This is a genomic window from Paenibacillus ihuae (assembly GCF_001368795.1).
GTDB classification, from domain to species: Bacteria; Bacillota; Bacilli; order Paenibacillales; family Paenibacillaceae; genus Paenibacillus_AQ; species Paenibacillus_AQ ihuae.
On the sequence record NZ_LN831198.1, the window covers coordinates 2,749,295 to 2,772,284 of the forward strand.

Annotated in this window: 25 protein-coding genes and 1 pseudogene; 11 read left to right on the top strand and 15 right to left on the bottom strand. The window is 48.1% G+C overall.

Translation table 11 applies throughout. The features are described 5' to 3' along the window. Positions 1-15: 15 nt before the first annotated feature. Positions 16-369 carry a VOC family protein gene (locus AQR02_RS12460; RefSeq protein WP_054940774.1) on the bottom strand — a complete coding sequence of 118 codons (354 nt, stop codon included), beginning with the start codon at positions 367-369 and terminating at the stop codon, positions 16-18. Between the two features lie 149 nt (positions 370-518). On the opposite strand from AQR02_RS12460, the gene AQR02_RS12465 reads away from it, so the two are divergent. Next, positions 519-1,865 (top strand): TrkH family potassium uptake protein, encoded by a 1,347-nt coding sequence (locus AQR02_RS12465; RefSeq protein ID WP_245237364.1) that lies wholly within the window; start codon positions 519-521, stop codon positions 1,863-1,865. A 70-nt stretch (positions 1,866-1,935) separates the two neighbouring features. Here AQR02_RS12465 and AQR02_RS12470 read toward each other — a convergent pair whose 3' ends face one another. Then, positions 1,936-2,211, bottom strand: coding sequence for a hypothetical protein (locus AQR02_RS12470; RefSeq protein WP_054940775.1), 276 nt, complete (start codon positions 2,209-2,211; stop codon positions 1,936-1,938). A gap of 164 nt (positions 2,212-2,375) precedes the next feature. Here AQR02_RS12470 and AQR02_RS12475 point away from each other — a divergent pair, with 164 nt between their 5' ends. The 3 genes from AQR02_RS12475 (at position 2,376) to AQR02_RS32455 (ending at position 5,249) form a co-directional block, all read left to right on the top strand. Then, positions 2,376-3,608 (top strand): aminopeptidase, encoded by a 1,233-nt coding sequence (locus AQR02_RS12475; protein WP_054940776.1) that lies wholly within the window; start codon positions 2,376-2,378, stop codon positions 3,606-3,608. A 33-nt stretch (positions 3,609-3,641) separates the two neighbouring features. Then, entirely contained in the window at positions 3,642-4,880 is a 1,239-nt protein-coding gene (locus AQR02_RS12480) for an aminopeptidase (RefSeq protein WP_054940777.1), read from the top strand. 195 nt (positions 4,881-5,075) lie between these two features. Next, complete coding sequence (locus AQR02_RS32455) at positions 5,076-5,249, top strand: hypothetical protein (protein WP_159067758.1); 174 nt, start codon at positions 5,076-5,078, stop codon at positions 5,247-5,249. A gap of 18 nt (positions 5,250-5,267) precedes the next feature. Here AQR02_RS32455 and AQR02_RS12485 read toward each other — a convergent pair whose 3' ends face one another. The 9 genes and pseudogenes from AQR02_RS12485 to AQR02_RS12525 all read right to left on the bottom strand — a co-directional run bounded on the left by AQR02_RS12485 (position 5,268) and on the right by AQR02_RS12525 (position 11,917). Further along, positions 5,268-6,020 carry an AlkZ-related protein gene (locus tag AQR02_RS12485; RefSeq protein ID WP_187388777.1) on the bottom strand — a complete coding sequence of 251 codons (753 nt, stop codon included), beginning with the start codon at positions 6,018-6,020 and terminating at the stop codon, positions 5,268-5,270. A 44-nt stretch (positions 6,021-6,064) separates the two neighbouring features. Continuing rightward, complete coding sequence (locus AQR02_RS12490) at positions 6,065-6,646, bottom strand: TetR/AcrR family transcriptional regulator (RefSeq protein ID WP_054940778.1); 582 nt, start codon at positions 6,644-6,646, stop codon at positions 6,065-6,067. Next, positions 6,647-7,366, bottom strand: coding sequence for an MBL fold metallo-hydrolase (locus tag AQR02_RS12495; RefSeq protein WP_054940779.1), 720 nt, complete (start codon positions 7,364-7,366; stop codon positions 6,647-6,649). Between the two features lie 69 nt (positions 7,367-7,435). Then, the gene (locus AQR02_RS12500; protein WP_054940780.1) at positions 7,436-7,900 is read right to left on the bottom strand and encodes a DUF6773 family protein; all 465 of its coding nucleotides are present in this window, start codon (positions 7,898-7,900) and stop codon (positions 7,436-7,438) included. Continuing rightward, on the bottom strand, positions 7,897-8,088 hold the full coding sequence (locus AQR02_RS12505; protein ID WP_054942086.1) for a helix-turn-helix transcriptional regulator: 192 nt from the start codon (positions 8,086-8,088) through the stop codon (positions 7,897-7,899). The genes AQR02_RS12500 and AQR02_RS12505 overlap by 4 nt, the downstream gene beginning before the upstream one ends. Positions 8,089-8,253: 165 nt before the next feature. Next, positions 8,254-9,027 carry a phosphate ABC transporter ATP-binding protein PstB gene (pstB, locus tag AQR02_RS12510; RefSeq protein WP_054940781.1) on the bottom strand — a complete coding sequence of 258 codons (774 nt, stop codon included), beginning with the start codon at positions 9,025-9,027 and terminating at the stop codon, positions 8,254-8,256. 36 nt (positions 9,028-9,063) lie between these two features. After that, entirely contained in the window at positions 9,064-9,960 is an 897-nt protein-coding gene (pstA, locus tag AQR02_RS12515) for a phosphate ABC transporter permease PstA (protein WP_054940782.1), read from the bottom strand. After that, positions 9,957-10,860, bottom strand: a pseudogene (gene pstC, locus AQR02_RS12520) (phosphate ABC transporter permease subunit PstC). The gene pstA and the pseudogene pstC overlap by 4 nt, the downstream one beginning before the upstream one ends. Before the next feature lie 100 nt (positions 10,861-10,960). After that, complete coding sequence (locus tag AQR02_RS12525) at positions 10,961-11,917, bottom strand: phosphate ABC transporter substrate-binding protein (protein WP_054940783.1); 957 nt, start codon at positions 11,915-11,917, stop codon at positions 10,961-10,963. A gap of 316 nt (positions 11,918-12,233) precedes the next feature. Between AQR02_RS12525 and AQR02_RS12530 the strand changes: the two genes are divergently transcribed. From AQR02_RS12530 to AQR02_RS12555, 7 genes are all read left to right on the top strand, one after another. Further along, the gene (locus AQR02_RS12530) at positions 12,234-13,130 is read left to right on the top strand and encodes a LysR family transcriptional regulator (protein ID WP_054940784.1); all 897 of its coding nucleotides are present in this window, start codon (positions 12,234-12,236) and stop codon (positions 13,128-13,130) included. A 267-nt stretch (positions 13,131-13,397) separates the two neighbouring features. Next, the gene (locus AQR02_RS12535) at positions 13,398-14,441 is read left to right on the top strand and encodes a zinc-dependent alcohol dehydrogenase (RefSeq protein WP_054940785.1); all 1,044 of its coding nucleotides are present in this window, start codon (positions 13,398-13,400) and stop codon (positions 14,439-14,441) included. A 218-nt stretch (positions 14,442-14,659) separates the two neighbouring features. Then, positions 14,660-15,892 carry an alpha-amylase family protein gene (locus AQR02_RS12540; RefSeq protein ID WP_245237367.1) on the top strand — a complete coding sequence of 411 codons (1,233 nt, stop codon included), beginning with the start codon at positions 14,660-14,662 and terminating at the stop codon, positions 15,890-15,892. Beyond that, the gene (locus AQR02_RS12545; protein ID WP_054940786.1) at positions 15,855-16,979 is read left to right on the top strand and encodes a sugar ABC transporter substrate-binding protein; all 1,125 of its coding nucleotides are present in this window, start codon (positions 15,855-15,857) and stop codon (positions 16,977-16,979) included. The genes AQR02_RS12540 and AQR02_RS12545 overlap by 38 nt, the downstream gene beginning before the upstream one ends. Next, positions 16,976-17,176 carry a dihydrofolate reductase family protein gene (locus AQR02_RS34150; protein WP_245237369.1) on the top strand — a complete coding sequence of 67 codons (201 nt, stop codon included), beginning with the start codon at positions 16,976-16,978 and terminating at the stop codon, positions 17,174-17,176. The genes AQR02_RS12545 and AQR02_RS34150 overlap by 4 nt, the downstream gene beginning before the upstream one ends. Before the next feature lie 40 nt (positions 17,177-17,216). Next, entirely contained in the window at positions 17,217-17,636 is a 420-nt protein-coding gene (locus AQR02_RS34155; RefSeq protein ID WP_245237371.1) for a dihydrofolate reductase family protein, read from the top strand. A 68-nt stretch (positions 17,637-17,704) separates the two neighbouring features. Beyond that, on the top strand, positions 17,705-19,165 hold the full coding sequence (locus AQR02_RS12555) for an MATE family efflux transporter (RefSeq protein ID WP_082451827.1): 1,461 nt from the start codon (positions 17,705-17,707) through the stop codon (positions 19,163-19,165). Positions 19,166-19,580: 415 nt separating this feature from the next. Here AQR02_RS12555 and AQR02_RS12560 read toward each other — a convergent pair whose 3' ends face one another. The 4 genes from AQR02_RS12560 to AQR02_RS12575 form a co-directional block, all read right to left on the bottom strand. After that, the gene (locus tag AQR02_RS12560) at positions 19,581-20,405 is read right to left on the bottom strand and encodes a class I SAM-dependent methyltransferase (RefSeq protein ID WP_054940787.1); all 825 of its coding nucleotides are present in this window, start codon (positions 20,403-20,405) and stop codon (positions 19,581-19,583) included. Positions 20,406-20,448: 43 nt separating this feature from the next. After that, positions 20,449-21,363, bottom strand: coding sequence for a DMT family transporter (locus tag AQR02_RS12565; RefSeq protein WP_187388778.1), 915 nt, complete (start codon positions 21,361-21,363; stop codon positions 20,449-20,451). Between the two features lie 159 nt (positions 21,364-21,522). Continuing rightward, on the bottom strand, positions 21,523-22,659 hold the full coding sequence (locus tag AQR02_RS12570; protein ID WP_054940788.1) for a zinc-dependent alcohol dehydrogenase: 1,137 nt from the start codon (positions 22,657-22,659) through the stop codon (positions 21,523-21,525). 113 nt (positions 22,660-22,772) lie between these two features. Then, a partial coding sequence (locus AQR02_RS12575) for a hypothetical protein (protein WP_209444154.1) occupies positions 22,773-22,990 on the bottom strand: 218 nt, incomplete at its 5' end.

Genomic DNA, 22,990 nt, shown 5'->3' on the forward strand with positions numbered 1-22,990 from the left:
TTGTAAAGGTCACCTTCAACAACGGCAAATCATCAGAACATTCCCATCCGGGTCTTTGAAATTGAACCAGTGATCATGCTCGATATCTGTGAGTATCTCTGCCCCGCTCGCTTTGACATGATCATAAGCAGCATCAATATCCTCTGTGTTCAAATGAAAGGAAGGTACTTTAAGCACGGATTCAGAAGTGAAAATTTTACTGTCCAGAACAATTCCCGGGCCCTGCATCGGCACCACATATAAATGCCCGAACAATACCTCGCCATCCAGCGGAAGTCCCAATAAGCTGCAATACCAGTTCTTTGACCTTTCAATGTCGCTGACCGGGATGAAGACGGCGCCAATCTGATTCAGAATCGGACTTGTCACAGCGAGTATAGCCTCCTCTAAGAATTGAAGAATGGGTTTACCACCTAATTAATTCGATAAAATCTGCCAATTTCCTGCGCTCTTTAGTGAAGAGGTAACTCTTATGATATAATCTTGGCAAATTATATTATGACGTCAGGAGAATTATTTTGGCTAATTTATCACTCGCGCATTTGAGACTGACACCACCCAAAATATTATCGCTTGGATTTATTATGCTGATCGCGGCTGGAACACTGCTATTATATTTACCTGCTGCTTCGACGGGTGGCCGTATTTCATTCATCGATGCATTATTCATGGCAACTTCAGCCACCTGTGTTACCGGACTTGCCGTTATTGATACCGGTACCGAATTAACCGTATTCGGCCAGGTTGTGTTACTGGTACTGTTCCAGTTCGGGGGTCTGGGTTTCGTAACAATGGCGACTTTGATTACGCTGGTGCTCAGCAAACGGATTTCATTGAAAGAACGGCTGCTGCTCCAGGAATCGATGAACCAGAATTCGATACAGGGAATCGTGAAGCTGATCCGCCGGGTGTTAATCTACTCGCTCGTCATTCAGCTCAGCGGAACCCTATTGCTTGCTGCAAGATTTTTGATAGATATGCCGGTTGGCAAAGCCTTGTACTACGGATTGTTCCATAGCGTTTCTATCTTCAACAACGCCGGATTCGATCTCTTCGGAGACGTCCACGGGCCATTCAGCGGGCTTACCCGTTATGTGGAGGATCCGATTGTGAATATTACGTCCATGCTGCTGATCTTCCTCGGTGGCATTGGCTTTATCGTATTGTCAGACGTTGTAGACTTTCCGAAGCGCAAACGGCTGACCCTGCATTCCAAAGTGGTCTTGACCTTCTCAGCAGCTCTGATCGTGATCGGTGCGGCGGTCTTTTTCTGGCTGGAGCTGAATTCTACATTAAAGCCGCTGCATGCCGGAGGCAAAATTATGGCCTCCTTCCTGCAGGCGATTACCCCGCGTTCCGGTGGCGTCACTACGATTGAGATCCCGCTGCTGCGCGAATCTACCCAGTTTCTGATGATTCTGCTGATGTTCATCGGGGCTGCGCCGGGATCTACCGGCGGCGGAATCAAAATTACCACCTTTGCCCTGCTGGTCGTTACTGTATATGCCAGAATCCGGGGTAAGGAGGATATCGTCATGTTCCGCCACCGGATATCCAAAGACAATGTCTATCGAGCGATTACAATGACTCTGTTATCACTGATTCTCGTCGTAACTGCTACCATGCTGCTGTCGGTTACAGAGAGTGCGAACTTCCTTACCGTACTGTTTGAGGCTGTGTCCGCATTCGGCACCTCAGGCATTACGATGGGACTGACTCCGGAGCTGACGACGGCCGGCAAAATACTGGTCATCATTCTGATGTTCGTCGGACGGACAGGCCCGCTTACTCTAGCCTATGCGATTAAACCCCAAAAAAATAAAGAGCTGTACCGGTATCCCGAAGGCAACATCACAATCGGATAAATGAATAAAAATGCGACCCTTAGCAGGCAGGCACTATTGTCCTCCACTAAGCGGTCGCATTTTTTGCTAATTATTCTTCTACGTCCTCCTGGGTGTCCAAAGCGGCATCCAGCAGCTGATTAAAGAAATCATCGTCGTTCTCCAGCAGAGTATCCACTTCCAGGAACTGCTCTTCACTTCCCGGCTCGCCGGCGAAGCTTAGGCTGTAATCCCATTCACTGCCGCGTTTGCTGAAAAAAGTGATCTCATACGGGAACTTATGCTGCTCAACGGTGAATACGGTTCTCCCGACAAAGCTTTTGTCTTCCTCGCGTTTCAGCTCTGCTTTGACAATTTCTACGTTCATGCAATTTCCTACCTTTCATCAGTTCAATCCCACATCCCCAGTATAGCATTGATATATGGGCAATTTCCTCTCTTTACTGCGTAATTGACTTTTTTCATCCGGCGGTTAATAATTTAATACAATGCATATATAGAACTAAAAATATACCAAATGGAGGAAAACCAATGATCGATTTTGCAGCAAAGCTTAGTAAGTATGCGGATTTGGCTGTTGAGATTGGAGTGAATGTCCAGCCGGGACAGACTCTGGTGGTGAATGCACCGATTTCCGGAGCCGAGTTTGTCCGTCTGATTACTGCCAAGGCCTATGCCAAGGGAGCAAGTCTGGTCAAAGTAAACTGGAGTGATGAATTCGTCACCCGCCAGCAATTCGAGCATGCCGCTCCGGAAGTATTCACGAAAGCACCTACCTGGTATGCCGGGGAAATGACCGAATTTGCCGAGAATGGCGCTGCCATCCTGAATGTTATCGCAGAAAATCCCGATGCGCTTACAGGTATTGATCCTGAGCGTATCGCCAATTTCCAAAAGACACGCGGTGCAGCACTTCAGAGATACCGTGAGCTGCAGATGTCCGACAAAGTCAGCTGGAGCATTGTGGCTATCCCGTCACAGGCCTGGGCTGACAAAGTGTTCCCGGATGTGCCGGCTGAAGAACGCGTAGATAAGCTGTGGGAAGCCATTTTCCATACCGTGCGCTTAGACCGTGAAGACCCGGTAGCCGCCTGGCAGGAGCATTTGGACACCCTGGAGCAGAAAGCCAATGTCCTTAACGCCAAGAAATATAAAAGCTTGCATTACATAGCACCCGGAACCGACCTCACTATTGAGCTCCCGGAAGGCCATCTGTGGGCACAGGGTGACAGCATCAACGCCAAGGGCCACTCCTTCGTCGCCAATATGCCGACCGAAGAAGTATTCACTGCACCGCTGAAGACTGGTGTTAACGGAACTGTTAGAGCTACCAAACCGCTCAGCTATGGCGGGAATATTATTGACGGCTTCTCTATTACCTTTGAGAACGGCCGCATCATCAGTGTAAGCGCCGAACAAGGCCAGGATTCACTGGAATATCTGATCGGCCTGGATGAAGGTGCGAAATACCTGGGTGAAGTTGCGCTCGTACCGCATAAATCCCCGATCTCCGAATCAAACATCCTGTATTTCAATACCTTGTTTGATGAGAATGCCTCCAACCATCTGGCCATCGGCACAGCTTACGCTTTCTGTCTAGAAGGCGGCAAAGAAATGACACAGGACGAGCTGACTGCACACGGTCTTAATACTAGTGTTACCCACGTTGACTTTATGATCGGATCGCCTGAGATGGATATCTACGGCATTTCCGCAGAAGGCTCGCAAGAACCCGTCTTCCTCAAAGGAAACTGGGCGTTTTAATAAATACAGATAAAGATGGAAGGAGCTGAACCAATGCTGGATTTCAAGCAAAAGCTGGAGAATTATGCCCTGCTTGCGGTTAAGATCGGGATTAATATTCAACCTGGACAGACCCTGGTGATCAATGCAGATATCGTTGCTGCAGAATTAGTGCGCCTTATCGTGCGTCAAGCTTATGAAGCCGGGGCAAAGCTGGTCAAGGTAAATTATAGCGATGAAATCGTCACGCGTACCCGTTACGAACTCGCGCCATCCGAAAGCTTCCTTGAACCGCCAAAATGGCAGGCGGATGAACTCGAGGACCTGGCCCGGAACGGCGCAGCCTTCTTGAGCGTAGTTTCCGCGAATCCGGATCTCCTCAATGGCATCGAGGCAAGCCGGATCGCCGACAATCAGCGTACAGCCGGTACAGCTATGGCCCCGTATCGTGAAATGATGATGGCCAATCATGTCAGCTGGAGTATTGTGGCCTACCCTTCCACTAACTGGGCGGCCAAAGTATTCCCCGATGCAGCACCTGAAACACAGGTTGATTTGCTCTGGGATGCAATCTTTAAGGCTGTCCGCGCCGATCAGGAGAACCCCGTGGAAGCCTGGAGCAACCATTTGGCCGGCTTGAAGCAACGCTGCGATATCCTGAATGAGCGGAAATACCGCAAGCTTCATTTCATTGCAGCAGGCACAGATCTGACCATTGAGCTGCCTGAAGGGCATATCTGGTGTCAGGCCGGTGCTGTAAACGGACGTGGAGTTCCCTTCCTCGCCAACATTCCGACTGAGGAAGTGTTCACCGCACCGCTTAAGACCGGTGCCAGCGGCAAGGTGAGCAGCACGAAACCGCTTAGCTACGGCGGGAATATCATCGACAAATTCACCTTAACATTAGAGAATGGCAAGGTAACAGATTTCTCAGCAGAAACAGGTCAAGAAGCCTTGGCTTCGCTGCTTGCGATGGATGAAGGCTCTGCTTACTTTGGAGAAGTGGCACTGGTGCCCTTCCATTCTCCCATTTCGGAAAGCGGCATCCTCTATTACACCACCCTGTATGACGAGAATGCCTCCTGTCACCTGGCTCTTGGTGCAGCTTATGCCTTTACCCTGCAGGACGGCATAGCTATGACCAAGGAACAGCTGGCCAGTCATGGAATGAACCAAAGTCTTACCCATGTCGATTTCATGATGGGATCGCCGGAGATGAACATCGACGGCATTACGGATGACGGTAACTCAGAACCGATCTTCCGGGCAGGAAACTGGGCTTCAAACATTTAATCTCCTGCCATATTAATGTAGAAAATTAAAGCCCCCCGCTTCTCTTAGGAGACCGCGGAGGGCTTTTTGCTCAAATTTTAAGTTTTGTTCAAATAATATTCACATAATTGTTGAAATTAATTCACAAATATGTCACAATACAATTAAGGTTTGTATTTCCAGTTCATAGCCTTATCAAATTTAGGAGGGAATCCTATGAAAGAATCAATGTCCCAGAACCTGGAGCCGAGAGAAACAGAGCGGACCAAGATTCAGCCTCCCACGGACGCAAGCATCGTAGCCTCCAATGCCATCAAATACACAGCTTACATCATGCTGCTCTTCGGTTTCCTATACTTCCTGATTGCCTACCTGGCACCAATGCTGTAAGGATGTTAAATTATATAATCACTCTAGAAAGCGCTTACGGCCCATAACTTCCCTTAGGAAGCTATAGGCCGTTTTATTATTTACCAAGACATAACTTTTACGGATCCAGGCTATTGCTGCAGGTGTCCATACACCCTCCATTGCTGAATGAAGCCAAGCTGCCGCTTCTTCGCGGGAGCCTTCAAACGAAGAAAGGTTATTCTCCTTCATCCAATGCCCGGCTGTCTCAAAGGACGTGCTGTTCCAGCCGTTAACCTCGCCTTCGGCATTAAGCCTGGCTTTCACGCCGGAGATCACAATATCCGCTGTTCCTTGCAGCTCATTGAGGGCATTGTCAAACGCTGTTTTCTTTTCTTTCGCTTTCATATCTGCAAGAGCACGCAATTCACGTGTTTCAATACCTTGGTTGTCCCCGATGATTCCCAGAAGTATTACTGCTTCTCTACTGGCCAGGCCGTTATTATAGCGCTCCTCAATCTCCTGTACGCTGCCGACAGCTGCAACAAATGCAGGAAACCATTCCCGCGACACCAGTATTGCTTTTTTCCGGATGAACTTTCCGTATCCGGCTAATCCTTCTCCCGGGAATCTGGCACGCCAAGCCCAAGGGTCAAGCTCCGAACCGGTATGCCAATTCTCTGCCTTGGTGAGTCCGTTTACCGAGGGATGCTCTGGTATCAGCTGGGCAAGCGGCAGAATCCCCAGTCGGGCAATAACCTCCGCCATTTCTTCATATGTAGTCACAATACTTTGCTCTTCCACACTCTTCATCACGTTTCCTCCCTGCGTTTAATAATCATATTAATTACTCTTTACTACTGCTCTTCACCGGACCGCATGCACCGGATTCCGGCAATATACGTATTGATCAGCCGGGTTAAGCTATCCTGAAGATCTAACGGCATGCCGAAGCCTCCCTGATTCTTAAGGGAAGCAAATCCGTGCAGAATACTCCTCAGCCCGCGGACTGCATGCAGCCCGCCTTCTTTACCAAGCTCATAACCTGCAAGCACATGGATGATTAATGACAAAATCTGTCCGCCCGCCTCCTCAAGAGAAGTGTTTCCCTCATCTGGAGCCCGCAGCGTAGTTTCGTATAGACCCGGATGCTGTTCTGCAAACTCAACATAAGCCCTACTCATGGCATGAACTGCTGCATCACCGCTTATTCCATCGATGGAGGCTTCCATAGCTGTTTGGAGCTGTTCCAGTCCGTGGATAGCCAGCAGTATGCGCAGCTCCTTAAGCCCATTAACGTGATTATACAATGATGGTGAGCGTACGCCCAGCTTAGCCGCAAGTCCTGCCAGTGTCACTTCTGCAATGCCTTGATCATCTGCCATTTCCGCCGCTGCAAGTACCAGTGTATGCGTATCTAGCCCTGCTCTGGGTGACATTTATTTTCCTGCCTTTCTCAGCGACTTCTGCGCTTTTTCGATGGCCTGCTGCATCGCTGCATGAGGTGTTTTTAAGAGGTTGCCATGGCCGGGTGCAAGAATCGAGGGTGATGCTGCCAGCAGCTTCTGAGCGCTCGCAAGAGCTAGTTCCTTGCTCCAGGTAGCCATAGCCGGAAAAGGAAATAATGGCACTACTGTACCCGCTACAGCCGTCCTCCGGAAGGTCTGAAATGCATCTCCGGCAATCAGAGCGCCGCTGCGCTGATCCAGGAAGGACATTGAACCCGGGGTATGCCCCGGAGTACTGATGGCCTGCAGTGACCCAACCTGATCTCCCTCATGCAAAAGTATATCCGCCATGGTTTTCAGTTTTTTAGGTACCGATCCTTTAATCGGTGTCTGCGGTTCACCTGGCCGTAAAGAAAGGTCACCTCTTAACAAGGCAGCATCCCGCTCAGAGATGTAGACCTTGGCCTCAGGAAGTTGTCTCTTAAGCTCGTCTAAGGCTCCCACATGATCGCCATGGGCATGAGTCAGGACAATTCGTGTAATCGGCTTCTGCAGCTTGGCAGCGGCCGCTATAATCCCTTTAGTACTAAACGGCAACGCCGCATCGATTACAGTAAGTTCTTGTTCTTCTATTACAAGATAACAATTTACGGGAAAGAAATCCGGCATCCACGTTAACTGCAATAAAGCTCCCGCTTGAGTGACTCTCATGATTACCCCTCCCAAAACTAATGTCATTAGTTACAATATAAACTAACGCAATTAGTTTTACAAGAAGATTTATTCTTGACTTTTATCCGCATGCTTATTGGAGCGTTTAATCATCAGCCACTGCAGCCCAGTGAAACCGACGAAAAAGATTACCGCTCCGGCCATCGTACTTATTACACTTTGGGTAACATCCATCTTGCTGTCTTCCTTCAGGTCATCGCCGAACATCCACACAGCCCAGACTACAGCTGCTGCTGCCCCGCTGATCAGATTCGTTTTCTTCAAACGCTTTACATCTCCAGGTTTGTCCGGCAGTAAGAACAGACCTGCTTTAATACTTCTGAAGGTGAAATATAACCCACCGGCCATAACGATCAGAAAGCTGTCCAGCCAATACTTCATGTCCCATTGCAGCACAAATGCTTTTACAATAATACTGATCATAAAACCAACAAATAGAATACCATAACTGTGGGACAGCAGCTTGTGAACCTCACCTGTGATCCGCTCATCCTTAATTGCTTTTCTTCTCATCTCTCTTCCTCCCAAAAAAGTTCATCCAGCGTAGTTTCCAACTCTCTGCATATAGCAATGCACAGACGGATCGTAGGGTTGTATTTCCCCGATTCTATCAGTCCAATCGTTTGTCTGGTAACCCCCACTGCTTCTGCGAGCTGTTCCTGGGAGAGATCCTTTTGAACCCGCGCCAGCTTTAACTTCATATTTTTATGTTCACTCACCGGATCCCCTCCTATATTGATCGGCTTTTTAGCTGATTGTAATCTATAACGGACACAATGTACATTATATATTGCATTCAAACCTATAAAAAAAGCATCCCGAAGGATGCTTCTTAAAAATCTATGAGAATGATTCAGTAAAGTGAATCAGCCAAAACGGCCCATAATGTATTCCTGCGTCATTTGATTCTCCGGATTACTGAATACCTTTTCTGTCTTGTCATATTCGACAAGTGAACCCAGATAAAAGTATGCAGTGTAATCTGAGATGCGCGCTGCCTGCTGCATGTTGTGCGTGACGATGACGATTCGAAGCTCTTCCTTCAGCTCCTTGATCAGCTCTTCGACTTTGCCTGTAGACACAGGATCAAGTGCTGAGGCCGGCTCATCCAGCAGCAGGATCTGCGGATTTACCGATAATGCACGGGCGATGCACAGACGTTGCTGCTGTCCGCCCGACAAGGCGAGTGCCGAGTCTTTCAGACGGTCCTTAACCTCGTCCCACAGGGCTGCGCGGCGCAGGCTGCTCTCCACAATTTCATCCAGTGCGGCCTTACCTTTGATGCCATGGTATTTAGGGCCGAATGCGATGTTGTCATAAATGGATTTATAGAAAGGATTCGGCTTCTGCCAGACCATTCCGATCTTTTGGCGCAGCTTGATAACATCCGTACCGGGTGCATTGATGTCAACACCGTCAATCCAGATATTCCCTTTCGTTGTCGAACCGGAGATATCATCATTCATCCGGTTTAAGGAACGAAGGAAAGTCGACTTACCGCAGCCCGAAGGCCCGATCAGCGCTGTAACGGTATTCTGGGCAAAAGGAAGGCTAATCCCCTTTACCGCCTCATATGTTCCGTAAAATATGCTCAGGTTTTCTGTTTGAAATGATTCCCGCACCGCTGCCGCTGTTCCCATCTCTTACTCCTCCTATTGATCTCTAATAATTACTGATTAGTTCATTCTTTTGGATGCTGTAAGCTTACGGTAAATAAATCTGCCGAAGTAACGGGCAAGCAGGTTAAACAGCAGAACCATAATTACGAGCACCGCCGAGGCTCCGGCAGCGATTTGCATTGCATCCGGGGCCAGACCTTCACTGTTAACTTTCCAGATATGCACAGCCAGTGTTTCGGCCGGACGGAACGGATTAAGCGGTGAGTTCGAATGCAGCGGATTCCAGTCTGAGAAATTCAGACGCGGGCTGCTCATCCCTGCTGTGAACATAAGTGCCGCCGCTTCCCCGAAGACGCGTCCTGCGGACAAAATCGTTCCGGTGATGATCGTAGGCAGGGCAACCGGAAGCAATACCGAAGTTACAATCTTCCATTTGGATAGCCCGAGTGCAAACCCTGCTTCCTTCTGCTGCTTCGGTACGGTGCGGAAAGCCTGCTCTGTAATCCGCACCATCAGAGGCAGGTTGAAGAATGTCAGGGCTATCGCACCGGAGATCAGCGAGAAGCCAAGATCAAAGTAATTGACGATCAGGAGGAGGCCGAACAGACCCACAACAATGGACGGGAATGACGAGAGCACCTCTACGATCAGACGAATGAAACCGGTAATCTTACCGGGACGTGCATATTCCGCCATATAGATCCCGGCGCCTAGGCCGAGCGGAACGGTGATGATCAAGGTGAGCACCAGCAGATACAACGAGTTGAACAGCTGCGGCCCTACTCCTCCGCCTGCGCGGATTTTTTGCGGTGCTGAGGTTAAGAAATCCCAGCTGATATGATTAAGCCCGCGAACCAGGATGTAACCCAGCAGCCCAACCAGAATGGCTACAATCAGCAATGCGAAAAAGACGATAAGCGTAGTGGCGATTTTGTCTGCAGTTCTCGGCTTCAAATCTTATTTCTCCTTTCGAGCATTCTTACGAGGAGGACGAAGATAAACGTCATCAGCATAAGAACCAGCGCCATACTCCATAGCGCGTTATTTTGCGGCGAGCCCATCGTTGTGTTCCCCATGCTGAGCGTAATTACACTGGTCAACGTGGAAGCCGATTCAAAAAGCGAGCGCGGCACGAAAGGCGCATTACCGATAACCATCTGCACAGCCAGAGCTTCACCAAACGCGCGGGCCATCCCCAGTACTACCCCGGTCATAATGGCCGGCAGTGTAGTCGGAAGAATTACCCGGGAGATTGTCTGCCACCGTGTGGCACCGAGCGCAAATGAGGATTCTTTCAAATTTTTGCGGCAAAGAAGCAAGCGCGTCTGCAGCCACGCTTGTAATGGTCGGAAGAATCATGACCGACAGCACAAGCGCGCCTGCAGCAACCCCGATGCCCTGGCCGGGAAAGGTGTTCCGCAAGAAGGGAACAATAACACTGAGTCCTACAAATCCGTACACTACGGAAGGGATCCCCGACAACAGCTCGATTACCGGCTGCAGCAGCTTCTTCCCCCAGCCCGGAACAATCTCGGTCATGAACAGGGCAGCACATATACTTAGAGGACTGGCAATAAGTGCAGCGAGCAGCGTGACGAGGAATGAACCGGTAATGAAGGGCAGTGCCCCGTAAGAAGGTGTATCTGCTTCAGGTGCCCACTTACTGCCGAATAAGAATTCTGACACCTTCATTTCACCGCTGATAAAGTTAGCTATCCCTTTAGACGCTACAAAATAGACCATTGATACAATGATCACGATTAGTAACAGCACACAAAAGGACATATAAATACGCCCTAAAAAGTCTTCGATATGATGTTTTTCAATCCGTGTTTTCTTTGGTTTTACCCGCAAGGTGCTCCCTCTTTCTAAAGTGAAAAGAGAGGCAGAAGATTTCCGCCTCTAATCACATGAAGTTCTAATGGATGATATCCAGTGATAAGTGTGTTTTTGATTATTTTGTAGTTACGTTGCCTTCTACATCACGGGAAACCTGCATTTGATTTGCCGGAATGTAGCCAAGGTCAACAACGTCGCCGTTTTGCACTTCATCGGTAAGCATGTAATCAAGGAATGCTTTTACGATTTCGTTCGGCTCGCCGTTAGTATACATGTGCTCGTAAGCCCAAACCGGATATTTACCGCTAATTACATTATCTACTGAAGGTTCAACACCATCATAGTTCAGGGTCTTCACAGTATCGTCAAGGTAGGACAGTGCCAGGTAACCGATAGCTCCCGGAGTTTCACCAATCATTTTCTTAACCGTACCGGAGGAATCCTCTTGTACAGAGCCTTGAAGATCTTCTGTTTTGGTTCCAAGTGCAAAGGCTTCAAATGTTGCACGGGTACCGGAACTGCTTGGACGGTTAATGATTTGAATCGCCTGATCTGCACCGCCTACATCTTTCCAATTCGTGATTTTACCGGTGAAAATGTCAACCAGCTGCTGCTTGGTCAAGCTGTCTACGCCTGCATCCGGATTAGATACAGCTGCGATAGCTACAACCGCTACCTGATGGTCAACCAGTGCTTTTGCTTTTTCTGCATCAGCATCTTTCAGCTTCTCTTCTGCAAATACATCGGAGTTACCGATATCCACTTGTTTCTCAGCAACCTGTGTAAGTCCGGTGCCGCTTCCTCCGCCTTGAACCTGAATATCAACGCCGTTATTAGCGTCCATGAAGCTTTCTGCTACTTGCTCAACGAGCGGCTGTAGAGCTGTAGAGCCCGAAGCCAGAATCGATCCGCTTAATACACTGCCGCTGCTGCTTTCTGTAGGTGTATTTGTCGCAGCTGCGTTATTGCCCCCATTATTAGTTGCCGCATTATTTCCGTTGTTTCCGCATGCCGAAAGTGCCACTACGCTTGTTAATGCCAAAGCCATGATCCACGATTTTCTGAATTGCATTGATTTTGTTCCTCCTAAAGTTTTGTTAGCATATGCTTTTTTAATCACTCCGCATAATTCGCTTCGTAAGCATACACTTAGGTTTTGTGTGATTGTGCCCCATCGAATCTGCTTCTGACAAAACTCACTTTGGAAGCTTCCTCTATGTTGTCCCTCTGGTTTACTCTTCTTATTCTAGGGCTCGTTCGTTAGAGAAAAGTCTTGGTTTTGTAAAACGAAAGATAAAAATACTAATAGAAAATGTATATCGTTATAGATATAATCTATATTAAAGATATAAATAGTAAATTTTTCAGTACTCATCTGGAGGAAAGTCATGAATATAACTAAACTGCAAATCGTTGTTTTAATTGAAAAATATAAAAAGGTAACAGACGTCGCTTCTGAAATGGGCTTAAAGCAGCCAACTGTAACCTTTCATATGAAAAGCCTGGAAAGTGAACTGGGAACCTCCCTCTTTGAGTACCGCAGCGGACGTGTGCTGTTGACCGATGCGGGACGTGCCCTGTATCAATATGCCGTAAGAATCGTCTCCCTCGCCGTTGAAGCGGAGCGCAGCGTCAAGCAGTTCTCTTCTCTTACATCAGGCAATCTGGAGCTTGAAGCATCTTATATTCCTGGTACATATGTTTTGCCAAAGCTGCTCTCACAATTCATTAATCTGCATCCAGGCATCGATATCTCATTAAAGGTACAAAGCGACCTTCAATTGCGGGAGCGGCTGCGGAGCCGGGAAATCCAGCTGGCAGTGCTGCATCTGGCGGATAGTGGCGATGACTCTTTTCATACGAAGATTATTGCTGCCGATGAGGCGGTACTTATATTTCCACCGGGTCATCCATTTGCACAAACTGCGGAATTAACAGCCGAGCTGCTGGCGCTTGAGCCGTGGATTCAGCATGAACCGGCTTCTTATTTGGGTGATGCGGCTGACAAATGGGCACAGGCTAACGGTGTCCGGTTATGGAACCATGCCATAGTGAATTCTCCGGAAGCACAAAAAAGGATGGTTAGTGAAGGAGGTTCAGTAGGTTTATTCTCCAAAGCGGGGATCGAAGCTGAATTGGCGCTGGGAAGTCTGCGTTGTGCCCCCCTTCCGGGATACCAGGCTAAACAGAGCGGGTTTGTGCTGGCTTGGCGGAAAGACCATACACTGACACCCTTGCAGCAGGCATTTGTTGAGATCGCCGGGGAAAGCGAGTCCGCAGATTAAGCAATAACATATGTTTTATTATCTATAGAAAAATTGAAGAGGATCTCACCGGAAACAGCGTCAACTGCCACATTCTGCTCGGTCAGGCGCCTTTTACATTGATAAGAAAAATGATTCATGGCGCCTTCGCATGAAAATCATTCTTAAAAATGTAAATTAATAACATCCAACGACATCATTCACCTTACTTCGACTTTAGCAGTGTGTTATATTCTGGACGCACACTAACATGTTTAGTGAACTTATAAAAAGAAAGGAAGAACACGAATGGAGGCACTAATATGGGCATCCAGCCACAAGCTGGAGCTGTGCGAATGGGAAGAGCCGCAAATAGCAGCTTCGGATCAAGTCAAAATCCGGATTGAGATGACAGGTATTTGCGGAACGGATCTGGCGGTCGTAACCGGTAAAGAAGATGGAGTTACAGGTGTCATTCGTGGTCATGAGGCGGTTGGGACCGTAATAGAAATCGGCAGCGACGTTGACCGCGTTAAGGTGGGGGACCGCGTAGTTATCGATCCGAATCAAAGCTGTGGGGAATGTTATTTTTGTCTAAAAAAACAGCCACACCTTTGTATAGGCACTGACGGAAAGGGAATGCCCATTGCAGGTTTAAACCGAAATGGGACATTTACTTTTTTTTACTTAACTGCACAAACGTTTGCACACCCGCTTCCAGAGCATATGAGCTGGGAAGCGACGGTTATGGTTGAACCGCTGGCATGTGTGCTGCACAATTTTAAGGAGGCTCACGTTTCTGCAAACGATAAGGTACTCGTTCTCGGGTCGGGTCCGATGGGAATTTTATCCCAAATGGTCAGCAAATCCAAAGCCGCGCTCACCGTTGCGACGGAAATTAATCCATATCGGCTTGCTTTTGCAAAAGAGATTTCAGATTTCGCTCTGACCCCTTCTCAATTAACTGAAGCTGCTGTAGACAAAATCTGCTTAGGCCGGAGGTTTGATCTGATTATCGATACGGTGGGCAATCAGCTCGAAGTGGCTGAAAAATGGATTGAGCGTGGAGGCCGTATCGTGCCTTTTGGTATTAATGCGAAGTACCGGTACACGTTTTCTCCTACCAAATTCGTGCAGCATGCGATCAAAATTATCGCATCCGGAGAATACCGCTACATGTTCGAAGAAGCTGTGCGATTTGCCGCCGAAACACCGGAATTAAAAAATCTGGTGACCAGAAAAGTCAAGTTGAATCAGTATGAAGCAGCAATGATTAACGAGCTTATCGGCTATGAATTGAACTCTTTAAAGGGAGTTAGGAGCGAAACCGTAAAGACCGTTTTTGTTCCGTAAACGCAGAATCACAATAAGTGAGAGGGACACTGCTGATGAGCAAAGCAAACAAACTAAGACTTGTTCAGGACTACATGTGCGCATTCAAAGATAAATCCGCAGAACCAATTTGGATACCTGCTGTTTGGAATGAGTGCCAGTATGACCGCTTTCTGCAAGAGAAAGAAGGTGAGATTTGCGTACATCCGTATGATTTTTTGACGGCGCATTTACAGTATATGAACCATCTTTCGTGGAAGTATCCGTTCAAGGAACACACGAATTTGGATGACAGTGCGATCTATGCTGCTAAAACCGGTACAGAAATCTTGGCTTTGGTGGAGCAAGAGATGGGTATCACCACCTCTCCTGCGCATTCGGATTGGATTAATGATGTGCAGCCGATTTGGACAGACATCACGTTCTTGCGGCTCTACAAGGAATTCTCTCCACAAGTGAGACATCTTATAGGGCCGGATCAAGCACCATATGTTCTTTTCGATACGATCAAATGTAATGATTACCCGGGAGAAGAGCCGAATCTTGAGTTGTGGGACGTTCTGGAGCAGGCAGTGCAGTTTAATCTCGAAACGTACGGTATTGATGGCTTCCGCATCGATATCGGGCATGTGCTTCCGACTCCGCTGCTGACTCGCATTTTTGACAAGATCAAAGAGATCAACCCGAATGCAATTCTGATCAGTGAGGACTTGTTCAACTGCAACCATAAGAAGGCGGCCAACACCGGCTATAATATTATGCTTGGCAGCGGATGGAATGTAATGACGGAAATTACAAAGGACAATCTCGTCGCCTACATAGAGGAACTGCCTGAGCTGAATATTCATGTGTTTGTCTTTGCAGAAACGGCGGATACTCCCCGGATCACGAGCCGTGGCGGCGTCGAGGTTGCCCGGATGATCGCGGTATTTAATCAATTTCTTCCGAACGCCATTCCATATGTGACGACCGGCTATGAAATGAATGAGGAGCAGCCATTAAACTGTGGTCTGGGAGACAATACCGGCGGAGCCAGCCTCTCCCGCGCATTTTTTAACGTCATGCAGATTAATTGGACGAATCCTGCCCCCATGCTGCCGCTGCTGGCTGAGCTAAGCGAATTCAAGAAAGAGTGGCTCGGGCTGGTCAAGCCGGATAATTTCTTCGTGGCTCAATCACCGAATAATACCGTGCTTTATGGATATATGCATAAAGATCAAACGCTGTTGTGCTGCTGTAACTTGAGCGCTGATGCTTCCTCCCAAGTCGACTTGAAGGCTGCTGTACCCGGCCGCGGCCCAATGACCGTGACACTGGATAGTTCCTTAACGGCCACTAGCATAGGTCAGACGCTTGACAGCTTGCTGCTTGCACCTAATCAAGCTGTGGTGCTCGTTAATAAAAATAGACAAATCATAAGGGAGAGAGTCTACGATGAAAGAGAACAAGAAAGAAATCGTGTTGTGGCATGAGTTCGATGGTCCGGGAGATACCTCAATTGAAGTGCTGGAGGAAATTTGCAGGCTGTATACGAAACGCTCTGGCATTCAAATTACTCCACAAGTGATGAACATTACCGAGCTGATTGCTGGTCTGAGTCAAATTAAGGACACCCATCAAGGTCCGCATCTGGCGATGGTTCCTGCTGACATGTCCTCCTACGTCGAGAATGGCCTTTATTCCGAAGTGCCGGACGGGCTGTTAGCCGATATTCTGACCGAAGAAGCCCTTTCAACGATGCAAATGAATGGTGTTCAGTATGGTATACCGGTGTTGCAGGGCAATCATCTGGTTGTGTATTACAATAAAGAGATTTACTCCAGTGCGCCGGCCACTTGGGAGGTGTTCGAAGAGGCCGCCGAGAAGCTGGCCGCTCAAGACATCGTGCCGATCGGAGCAGATTTGGAGCAGGGATATTGGTTTATTCCCTTCCTCTCGGCTTTTGGCGGTTGGCCTGTAGCTGACGGAAAGTTGAATATAGACACACCTGAAATGAAGCAGGCGCTTCAATTCATCCGCGACAAGATGGATCAAGGGGTACTTGCCAGTCTCGACGGCTCAACAGGACTGCTGGAGCAGTTCATTGACGGCAAGATAGGTGCTATTATTTGCGGGGAGTGGATTTATAACCATTTGGACAAGCATATGAAAAATAAGCTTGCGGTTTGCCAGCTTCCGGTCATAGAAGGCCGGCAATCGTTGTCCATGTCTTCTTCCATCGGCCTGATTTATCCGAATCATTCGTTAATGTCGGAGGAGCGGGAGAACATCTTATCGTTTACGCGCTTTATGCTGAGTGAAGAATGCCAATCGATGTGGACGAACAAAGTACAACGGATTCCTGTTCATGAAGGGGTGCTGAGCCGCCTGGCAGCCACAACTACGACTAACAAAAAAATGATTTTGTCGCTTTTGGATCACACACGTCCGATGCCCACCGATCCATACATGATCCATATATGGGAAGCGATGCATGCGGGTCTGATCGAGCTGCGCCTCAGCAATCCGGACCAGGCATTGAAACAAATAAATCTGACCATTAAGGAGGAGCTGCAATGAAAACAACTATTTTCAGTCAAATTTCGATTGATGGGAAGCTAACTATGGGGGCAGGAAACTCGAGCAAGGAGCTTTTCTCGTTGTTTTCCAGTCAAGATATCGAATTCATCCATCTTTTCCGGGGGAATGTGCAGGGCATTATGGTTGGTAAAAAATACGATCCTGACAGACAATCCGTTTCTCACGAACCGGTATGAGGACAACTAAGATCCCATCCGCATCATTCCGACGACCACGTTGGACATTCCGCTGGACAGCAATGTGCTCTCAGATCAGGGGAAAACGATTATCGTCACGACTGAGCACGGTAGAGATGAGGACAAAATCAGCCAGATCCGGGAAAGAGGAAAGAATTGCCTGATCTGCGGCGAAGATACGGTTGACTTCGTGGAGCTTGAGCATCAGTTGGAAGAACACTACGGTATTTCCGACCTGATGGTAGAAGGCGGCGGCTTTTTGAACTGGCATATTTTTAATCAAGACATTGTTGATGAAATTATTCTGATGCAGCTTCCGATCATCATAGGAGGTTCCTCGAACATTACTTTAGTGGATGGAGACGGGTATCAGGAATTGGGCCTGACGAAAAGGTTCAAGGTTGTAGAGATTCAACCTAAAGATAATTACACACTCATGCGCTATAAAAAAGTGATATAACCTCACATTTAAGTCTTAGCCTGCCAGTTCAAGCAGTAAAATCAGATTCTAGGGGTTGTGAAAAATCTATGTCAGACAGGGATCATTTCTACCAAAGCGTGTATAAAATCGCCGTGCCGGTGACGCTTCAAAGCTTGCTGATGGCATTGCTCAATTTGACGGATCAATTGATGGTCGGCCAGCTTGGAGATGTGGCAATCGCCTCGGTCGGGATGTCAACAAAAATATACGGGATTATCTCGGTTGTATTAGCCGGTTTATCGACGGGTGTATCCATTTATGCTGCCCAGTTCTGGGGGAACAAAGATGCCAAAAGCGTATCCCAGGTGCTGGGGCTTGGGCTGATCGCCGGCTTCGTATTCTCGTTCCTGTTCTCCTTGGCCGTCTTCCTCAACTCGCCGCTGTTTCTGAGCATGTTCACCACAGACGTGAATGTAATAGACAATGGGTACGTGTTCCTGCAAATTATGTCGATCGGATTTGTGCCCGTTATGCTCTCTATGATGTATTCAGCGATTTTGCGAAGTACCGGGCATGCCAAATGGCCGATGTATGTGAGCTTCTTTACAGTAGGTTTGAACATTCTACTGAACTATCTGCTTATTTTCGGCCGCTTCGGTGCCCCTGAGCTCGGACTGAAGGGTGCGGCCGTTGCAACCCTTATTTCCAGGGTTTGCGAATGCCTGCTGATTATTGGTGCCGTATACTTGTATCGCTTACCAGGTGCTGTTGGGTTAAAAAACCTCTTTATCATTCCTAAACCGCTTATCCGCAAGTTTTTCAAGACGGCCTATCCGCTTCTGTTGACTGAATTGATCTGGGTATTGGGCGAAACGGCATATGCGGTTATCTATAGCCGCATGGGAACACTGGAGATGACAGCGATGACGATTACCTTCCCATTGCAAGGACTGTGCATCGGGTTGTTGTCCGGACTTGCTAGTGCTGCCGGGGTAATGGTCGGCAACCGTCTGGGCGCAAACGAAACTGACATTGCACTCAATCACGCCAAACTGTTCATTCGCCTTGGCATTGTAATCTCTCTGATCGTCGGGGCTATCATTGCGGCAGGCTCAAAGCTGTATGTCTCCGCGTTCAACATCTCCGGGGATGCCAAACAAATGGCGGGGTATATCGTTATTGTGTTCGCTGGATTTCTTTGGGTAAAGGTCTCCAATATGATTATGGCCGGCGGCATCTTGAACAGCGGTGGAGACAGCAGATTCGTGTTCGGCATGGAATCGACGGCAACGTGGCTTATAGGTGTTCCCTCCGGGCTGCTGCTGTCTTATATCTGGAAGCAGCCGGTCTTCCTTGTGTACCTGGTTATTTCTCTGGAAGAAGTTGTCCGCTTTGGCATCGGCTACGCACGTATATACTCCCGTAAGTGGATGAGAAACTTAGTTAACGATTTAGGTGAAAAACGGCAGGCATTTAAAAGCCTTAAAGGGCTTTGGATAAAAATATTCACTCTAAGATCATATCAACACAAGGTTGCCAAGAAAACTGGCAGCCTTGTTGTTATATAACCGCCCTATATAAATTGAACATGAAATCCGTAGTCTTCATTTTAAATAAAAAAAGTGGATTTTTTTGCGCTAGCCCAACTGCATCTCCAAGAACGCCTCAGCCGCAAGTGACGGGGACGAATGCTTTCGAACAGCGACGCCAATATGGCGATCAGGTATGGGAACTACGGTGCCAAGCTCTACTAATGTAATGCCATCCGGGCTAAACTTTTGGAATCCTGTCCACTTACAAACGCAAATGAACTTGGTTCTTGCTTAATCATTGCTGATCGCCTCCAACTAGATAATCCCATTGCATTCAGGTTTGTTAATGGCATTAATCATTATGATTAATGCCATTAAATAATTAATAAACCTGCATGTCTGCGCTGCTTTTTTTCAAAGCTCTGCTTAAACATACCGGTTTATTATTGCTTTATTTCTTCTCTGCAACTAAGGTAAAGGTCTTGGGAATGCCCTTGTCATACACGTCTGACGACAGGTTCGGCTCTTCTGCCAGCTCGTGGATAATTAGTCTGCTGCGTGCTGCCGCTGTCACAAGCTCCCCAAGTGTCCAGCGCCGCCAATAAACCACACTGTGCTTCAGTTCACTTCCAGGTTCCTGCCCTGTAGCAGGCAGATATTTGGAATAGGACACCTTCTTCTCCTCCAGAGTCGTGTCGAAATAATCACCGTCTACCTTATGCTTGCGCACTTTGGCTGTCGATCCCTTTGAAGTGATCAGCTTGGTCGTAACCGGATGGAAATCCCGCAGCACGAAACGTCCCCCGGGGGCCAGCAACTGATATACAGTGTCCATAAATGGCGTAAGATCAGTAAAATAATGGACAATCCCCATCTCGGCAAAAACAAGGTCATATGAGCTATCCAATATTCCTACTGGCAGCTTCAGAACATCAGATACGATATACGTTAGCTTCACGCCTGCTTCCTCCGCCAGTTCAGCTGCATAACGGGCGTTGGCTTCAGAGAAATCCGCCACACTCACCTCTGCTCCGAGCAGGCTTAGCGCCACAGCTTTCATGCCGTTCGAACCCATCAGGTTCATGATCTTTTTCCCGCTAACCTCTCCAAAATAAGCATTCAGCGGAAATAATCTGCCCTGAGGATCTTTAGCCAGCTTTGCCGCAGCTTCCGCAGGTGTGCCGAAACGGCTGGTCCAGGCCGCATACGTATCTTCGTTCCATGTCTCCTCACTGGAAGAAGCCGCTGCCGTCTGGTTCAAATCATGATCATTCATTATGTTAAATACCCCTTTTGTGTGAAGTTAGCTGCTCAACTGCTTACGATGCACTGGGAAGTGAATCTTCTATCCCCAGTGTTTTTTTGCGTCCTGCATATAAATAGACAGCCAATCCGGCCATTACAAGCAAGCCACCGGTCCATTGAAGTCCGTTCAGCTTCTCTCCGAGCAGCAGGAAAGCCAGAATACTCGCCCCAACCGGTTCCCCTAGTATATTCATCGAGACTGTTGTAGCCGATACATACTGCATCAGCCAGTTAAATAAAATGTGGCCAAAGACAGTCGGTACCACAGCCAGCAGAACGAAAATCCCCCACTCTTTTGGCGGATAATCAAAGAACGGAATACCGGCCAGCACATTATAAACCGCGAATACTATAGATGCGGAGATAAATACAATTAGGCTGTACAAATAAGACGGCATTCGGGAAACAAGGCGCTGGCCAACCATCATATGTACCGCAACAGCGGCTGTTCCGCCAATGGACAACAGATCACCTTTTACATTATCCGGAGACAGTCCAATATCACCCCAGCCGATAAATACGGTTCCGAAGATCGCAATCCCAAGACCGGCAATCGTAGAGAGCGTGCTTTTTTCTTTATACAGTACATAGCACCCAATCATAATAAAAACGGGTTCCAGCGCCATTATCATCGTTGAGCTGGCAACGGAAGTTAATTTGAGCGAGCCCATCCACAGTAAAAAATGCAAGGCAAGCATCATTCCGGAGAATCCGAGCAGCAGCCAGTCTTTACGCCGCAAGGAAAAAGCTGCTCCACTGTAAGGCCGGGCAAACGGCAGCATCAGCAGCGAAGTGAACAACAACCGGTACATGCCTTGAACAGAGGCCGGAGCCGAGGACCATTTAATAAAAATGGACGAAAAAGAGATGGCCACAATTCCAATCAGCATTAATAGCGGAACCGGAACGGGCGGTTTATTAGCATTCACAGCAAAGCGTCCTTTCAGGTCAGTTAGATGATACCTATGTAAATTTACCTCAATTTTCGAAAAAAAGCAGCTTTTTCAGGAAAAATCATTAGATAGAGGCACAAGTTCCTGCTGCCCGCTAGAACTCATGCCTCTGCTGTTTACAGCTATTCAGCTACGTTAAGGCTTAAGAATCACCTTGATACAATCCTCTTCTTTCTCTTGAAACACCTGGTAACCATGCTCCGCTCTGCTGATCGGCAGCCTATGGGTGATGATGTCAGTGGGATCAAACTTATTCTCCTTAATCATCTTGTAGAGGGTCGGCATGTAGTGAATCACCGGCGCCTGCCCCATTTTCAGTGAGATATTACGTTCAAAAAGCTGGCCCAGAGGGAACAGATTATAGTTGAGGCCATACACACCGACTAACTGGATCGTCCCAAATTTACGGACTACCTGAGTCGCAATCCGGAAAGCCCCAAGCGACCCGCCCTGCAACATCAAAGCTGTCTCCACCTTTTCCGCTACTGTCTTTTTAGCATCCAACCCTACACAGTCAATGACTACATCCGCTCCGCCGCGGGTAATCTCCTTGAGATGCGCCTCGATGTCCTTGACTTTTTCAAAATTAAAAATCTCCACATTATTTGTCTGTTTGGCGTGCTGCAGACGGTACGGGACATAGTCGACGGCGATCACACGGGAAGCTCCCTTCATCCAGGCGAACTTCTGGGTCAGCAGGCCGACCGGACCGCAGCCCAGGACAATTACTGTATCTCCAGGCTTCACACCGGCACTTTCAACACCCCACCAGGCGGTAGGTACTATGTCAGAGAGGAAGAGCAGCTTCTCATCCTCCATCTCCGCATCCTCCGGCACCACGAACGGTCCGAAGTTGCCGTAAGGCACTCTAAGCAATTCTGCTTGGCCTCCGGCATAACCTCCGTACGTATCCGAATAACCCAGGAATCCTCCGGTGTCCTTGGCCTCATTCGAATGATCGCACTGGCTTTCCATCTCATGCTGGCAGAAATAACATTGTCCGCAGGCTACGTTAAAAGGAACGATTACACGGTCGCCTTTTTTTACCTTAGTGACCTCCGGTCCCACATCTTCGACGATCCCCATAGGCTCATGCCCGATAACATAATCATCATGCATGCCCGGAATTTCACCGTTATAAATATGCAGGTCGGAGCCGCAAATTGCGGTAGAGGTGATGCGTACAATAATATCGTCCTTTTTCTCCAGCTTAGCGTCGGCTACTTCCTTGACTTCGACTTTCCTTTTCCCTTGATAAGTTACTGCCTTCATGACGAGGTCCACTCCTTTGGAAATAGAGTATTGAACTTAGCGGGCTACATTGGTTAGCAGCATACTATGTTATAACCCTAAACTCCTCTAGCTTATCCCCGAATCTGAAAGTCTTAACCCTCAATATGCCTGAAAAAGTCAAATACGCCCTCTATCAGAAGCCAAGCCCCCAGAACTGCAGCGGTCAAAAGCACAATGAACAATACCAGCCAGACCTTGATATGCCGTTTACGTCTGCTGGCTCTGCCCAGCCCCACTTCCTCATCCGGCCTCCAATACCAGTCTTTACCGGGTTTCATGGTGTATTCGACGCTCCTTCCGTACCGGCAGG

What these genes read in the sequence shown, in the direction of transcription:
- AQR02_RS12470 (WP_054940775.1), bottom strand. Translation starts at nt 2,211, where the DNA reads ATGAACGTAGAAATTGTCAAAGCAGAGCTGAAACGCGAGGAAGACAAA.
- AQR02_RS12475 (WP_054940776.1), top strand. Translation starts at nt 2,376, where the DNA reads ATGATCGATTTTGCAGCAAAGCTTAGTAAGTATGCGGATTTGGCTGTT.
- AQR02_RS12480 (WP_054940777.1), top strand. Translation starts at nt 3,642, where the DNA reads ATGCTGGATTTCAAGCAAAAGCTGGAGAATTATGCCCTGCTTGCGGTT.
- AQR02_RS32455 (WP_159067758.1), top strand. Translation starts at nt 5,076, where the DNA reads ATGAAAGAATCAATGTCCCAGAACCTGGAGCCGAGAGAAACAGAGCGG.
- AQR02_RS12485 (WP_187388777.1), bottom strand. Translation starts at nt 6,020, where the DNA reads ATGAAGAGTGTGGAAGAGCAAAGTATTGTGACTACATATGAAGAAATG.
- AQR02_RS12490 (WP_054940778.1), bottom strand. Translation starts at nt 6,646, where the DNA reads ATGTCACCCAGAGCAGGGCTAGATACGCATACACTGGTACTTGCAGCG.
- AQR02_RS12495 (WP_054940779.1), bottom strand. Translation starts at nt 7,366, where the DNA reads ATGAGAGTCACTCAAGCGGGAGCTTTATTGCAGTTAACGTGGATGCCG.
- AQR02_RS12500 (WP_054940780.1), bottom strand. Translation starts at nt 7,900, where the DNA reads ATGAGAAGAAAAGCAATTAAGGATGAGCGGATCACAGGTGAGGTTCAC.
- AQR02_RS12505 (WP_054942086.1), bottom strand. Translation starts at nt 8,088, where the DNA reads ATGAAGTTAAAGCTGGCGCGGGTTCAAAAGGATCTCTCCCAGGAACAG.
- pstB (WP_054940781.1), bottom strand. Translation starts at nt 9,027, where the DNA reads ATGGGAACAGCGGCAGCGGTGCGGGAATCATTTCAAACAGAAAACCTG.
- AQR02_RS12525 (WP_054940783.1), bottom strand. Translation starts at nt 11,917, where the DNA reads ATGCAATTCAGAAAATCGTGGATCATGGCTTTGGCATTAACAAGCGTA.
- AQR02_RS12530 (WP_054940784.1), top strand. Translation starts at nt 12,234, where the DNA reads ATGAATATAACTAAACTGCAAATCGTTGTTTTAATTGAAAAATATAAA.
- AQR02_RS12535 (WP_054940785.1), top strand. Translation starts at nt 13,398, where the DNA reads ATGGAGGCACTAATATGGGCATCCAGCCACAAGCTGGAGCTGTGCGAA.
- AQR02_RS12540 (WP_245237367.1), top strand. Translation starts at nt 14,660, where the DNA reads ATGAACCATCTTTCGTGGAAGTATCCGTTCAAGGAACACACGAATTTG.
- AQR02_RS12545 (WP_054940786.1), top strand. Translation starts at nt 15,855, where the DNA reads ATGAAAGAGAACAAGAAAGAAATCGTGTTGTGGCATGAGTTCGATGGT.
- AQR02_RS34150 (WP_245237369.1), top strand. Translation starts at nt 16,976, where the DNA reads ATGAAAACAACTATTTTCAGTCAAATTTCGATTGATGGGAAGCTAACT.
- AQR02_RS12555 (WP_082451827.1), top strand. Translation starts at nt 17,705, where the DNA reads ATGTCAGACAGGGATCATTTCTACCAAAGCGTGTATAAAATCGCCGTG.
- AQR02_RS12560 (WP_054940787.1), bottom strand. Translation starts at nt 20,405, where the DNA reads ATGAATGATCATGATTTGAACCAGACGGCAGCGGCTTCTTCCAGTGAG.
- AQR02_RS12570 (WP_054940788.1), bottom strand. Translation starts at nt 22,659, where the DNA reads ATGAAGGCAGTAACTTATCAAGGGAAAAGGAAAGTCGAAGTCAAGGAA.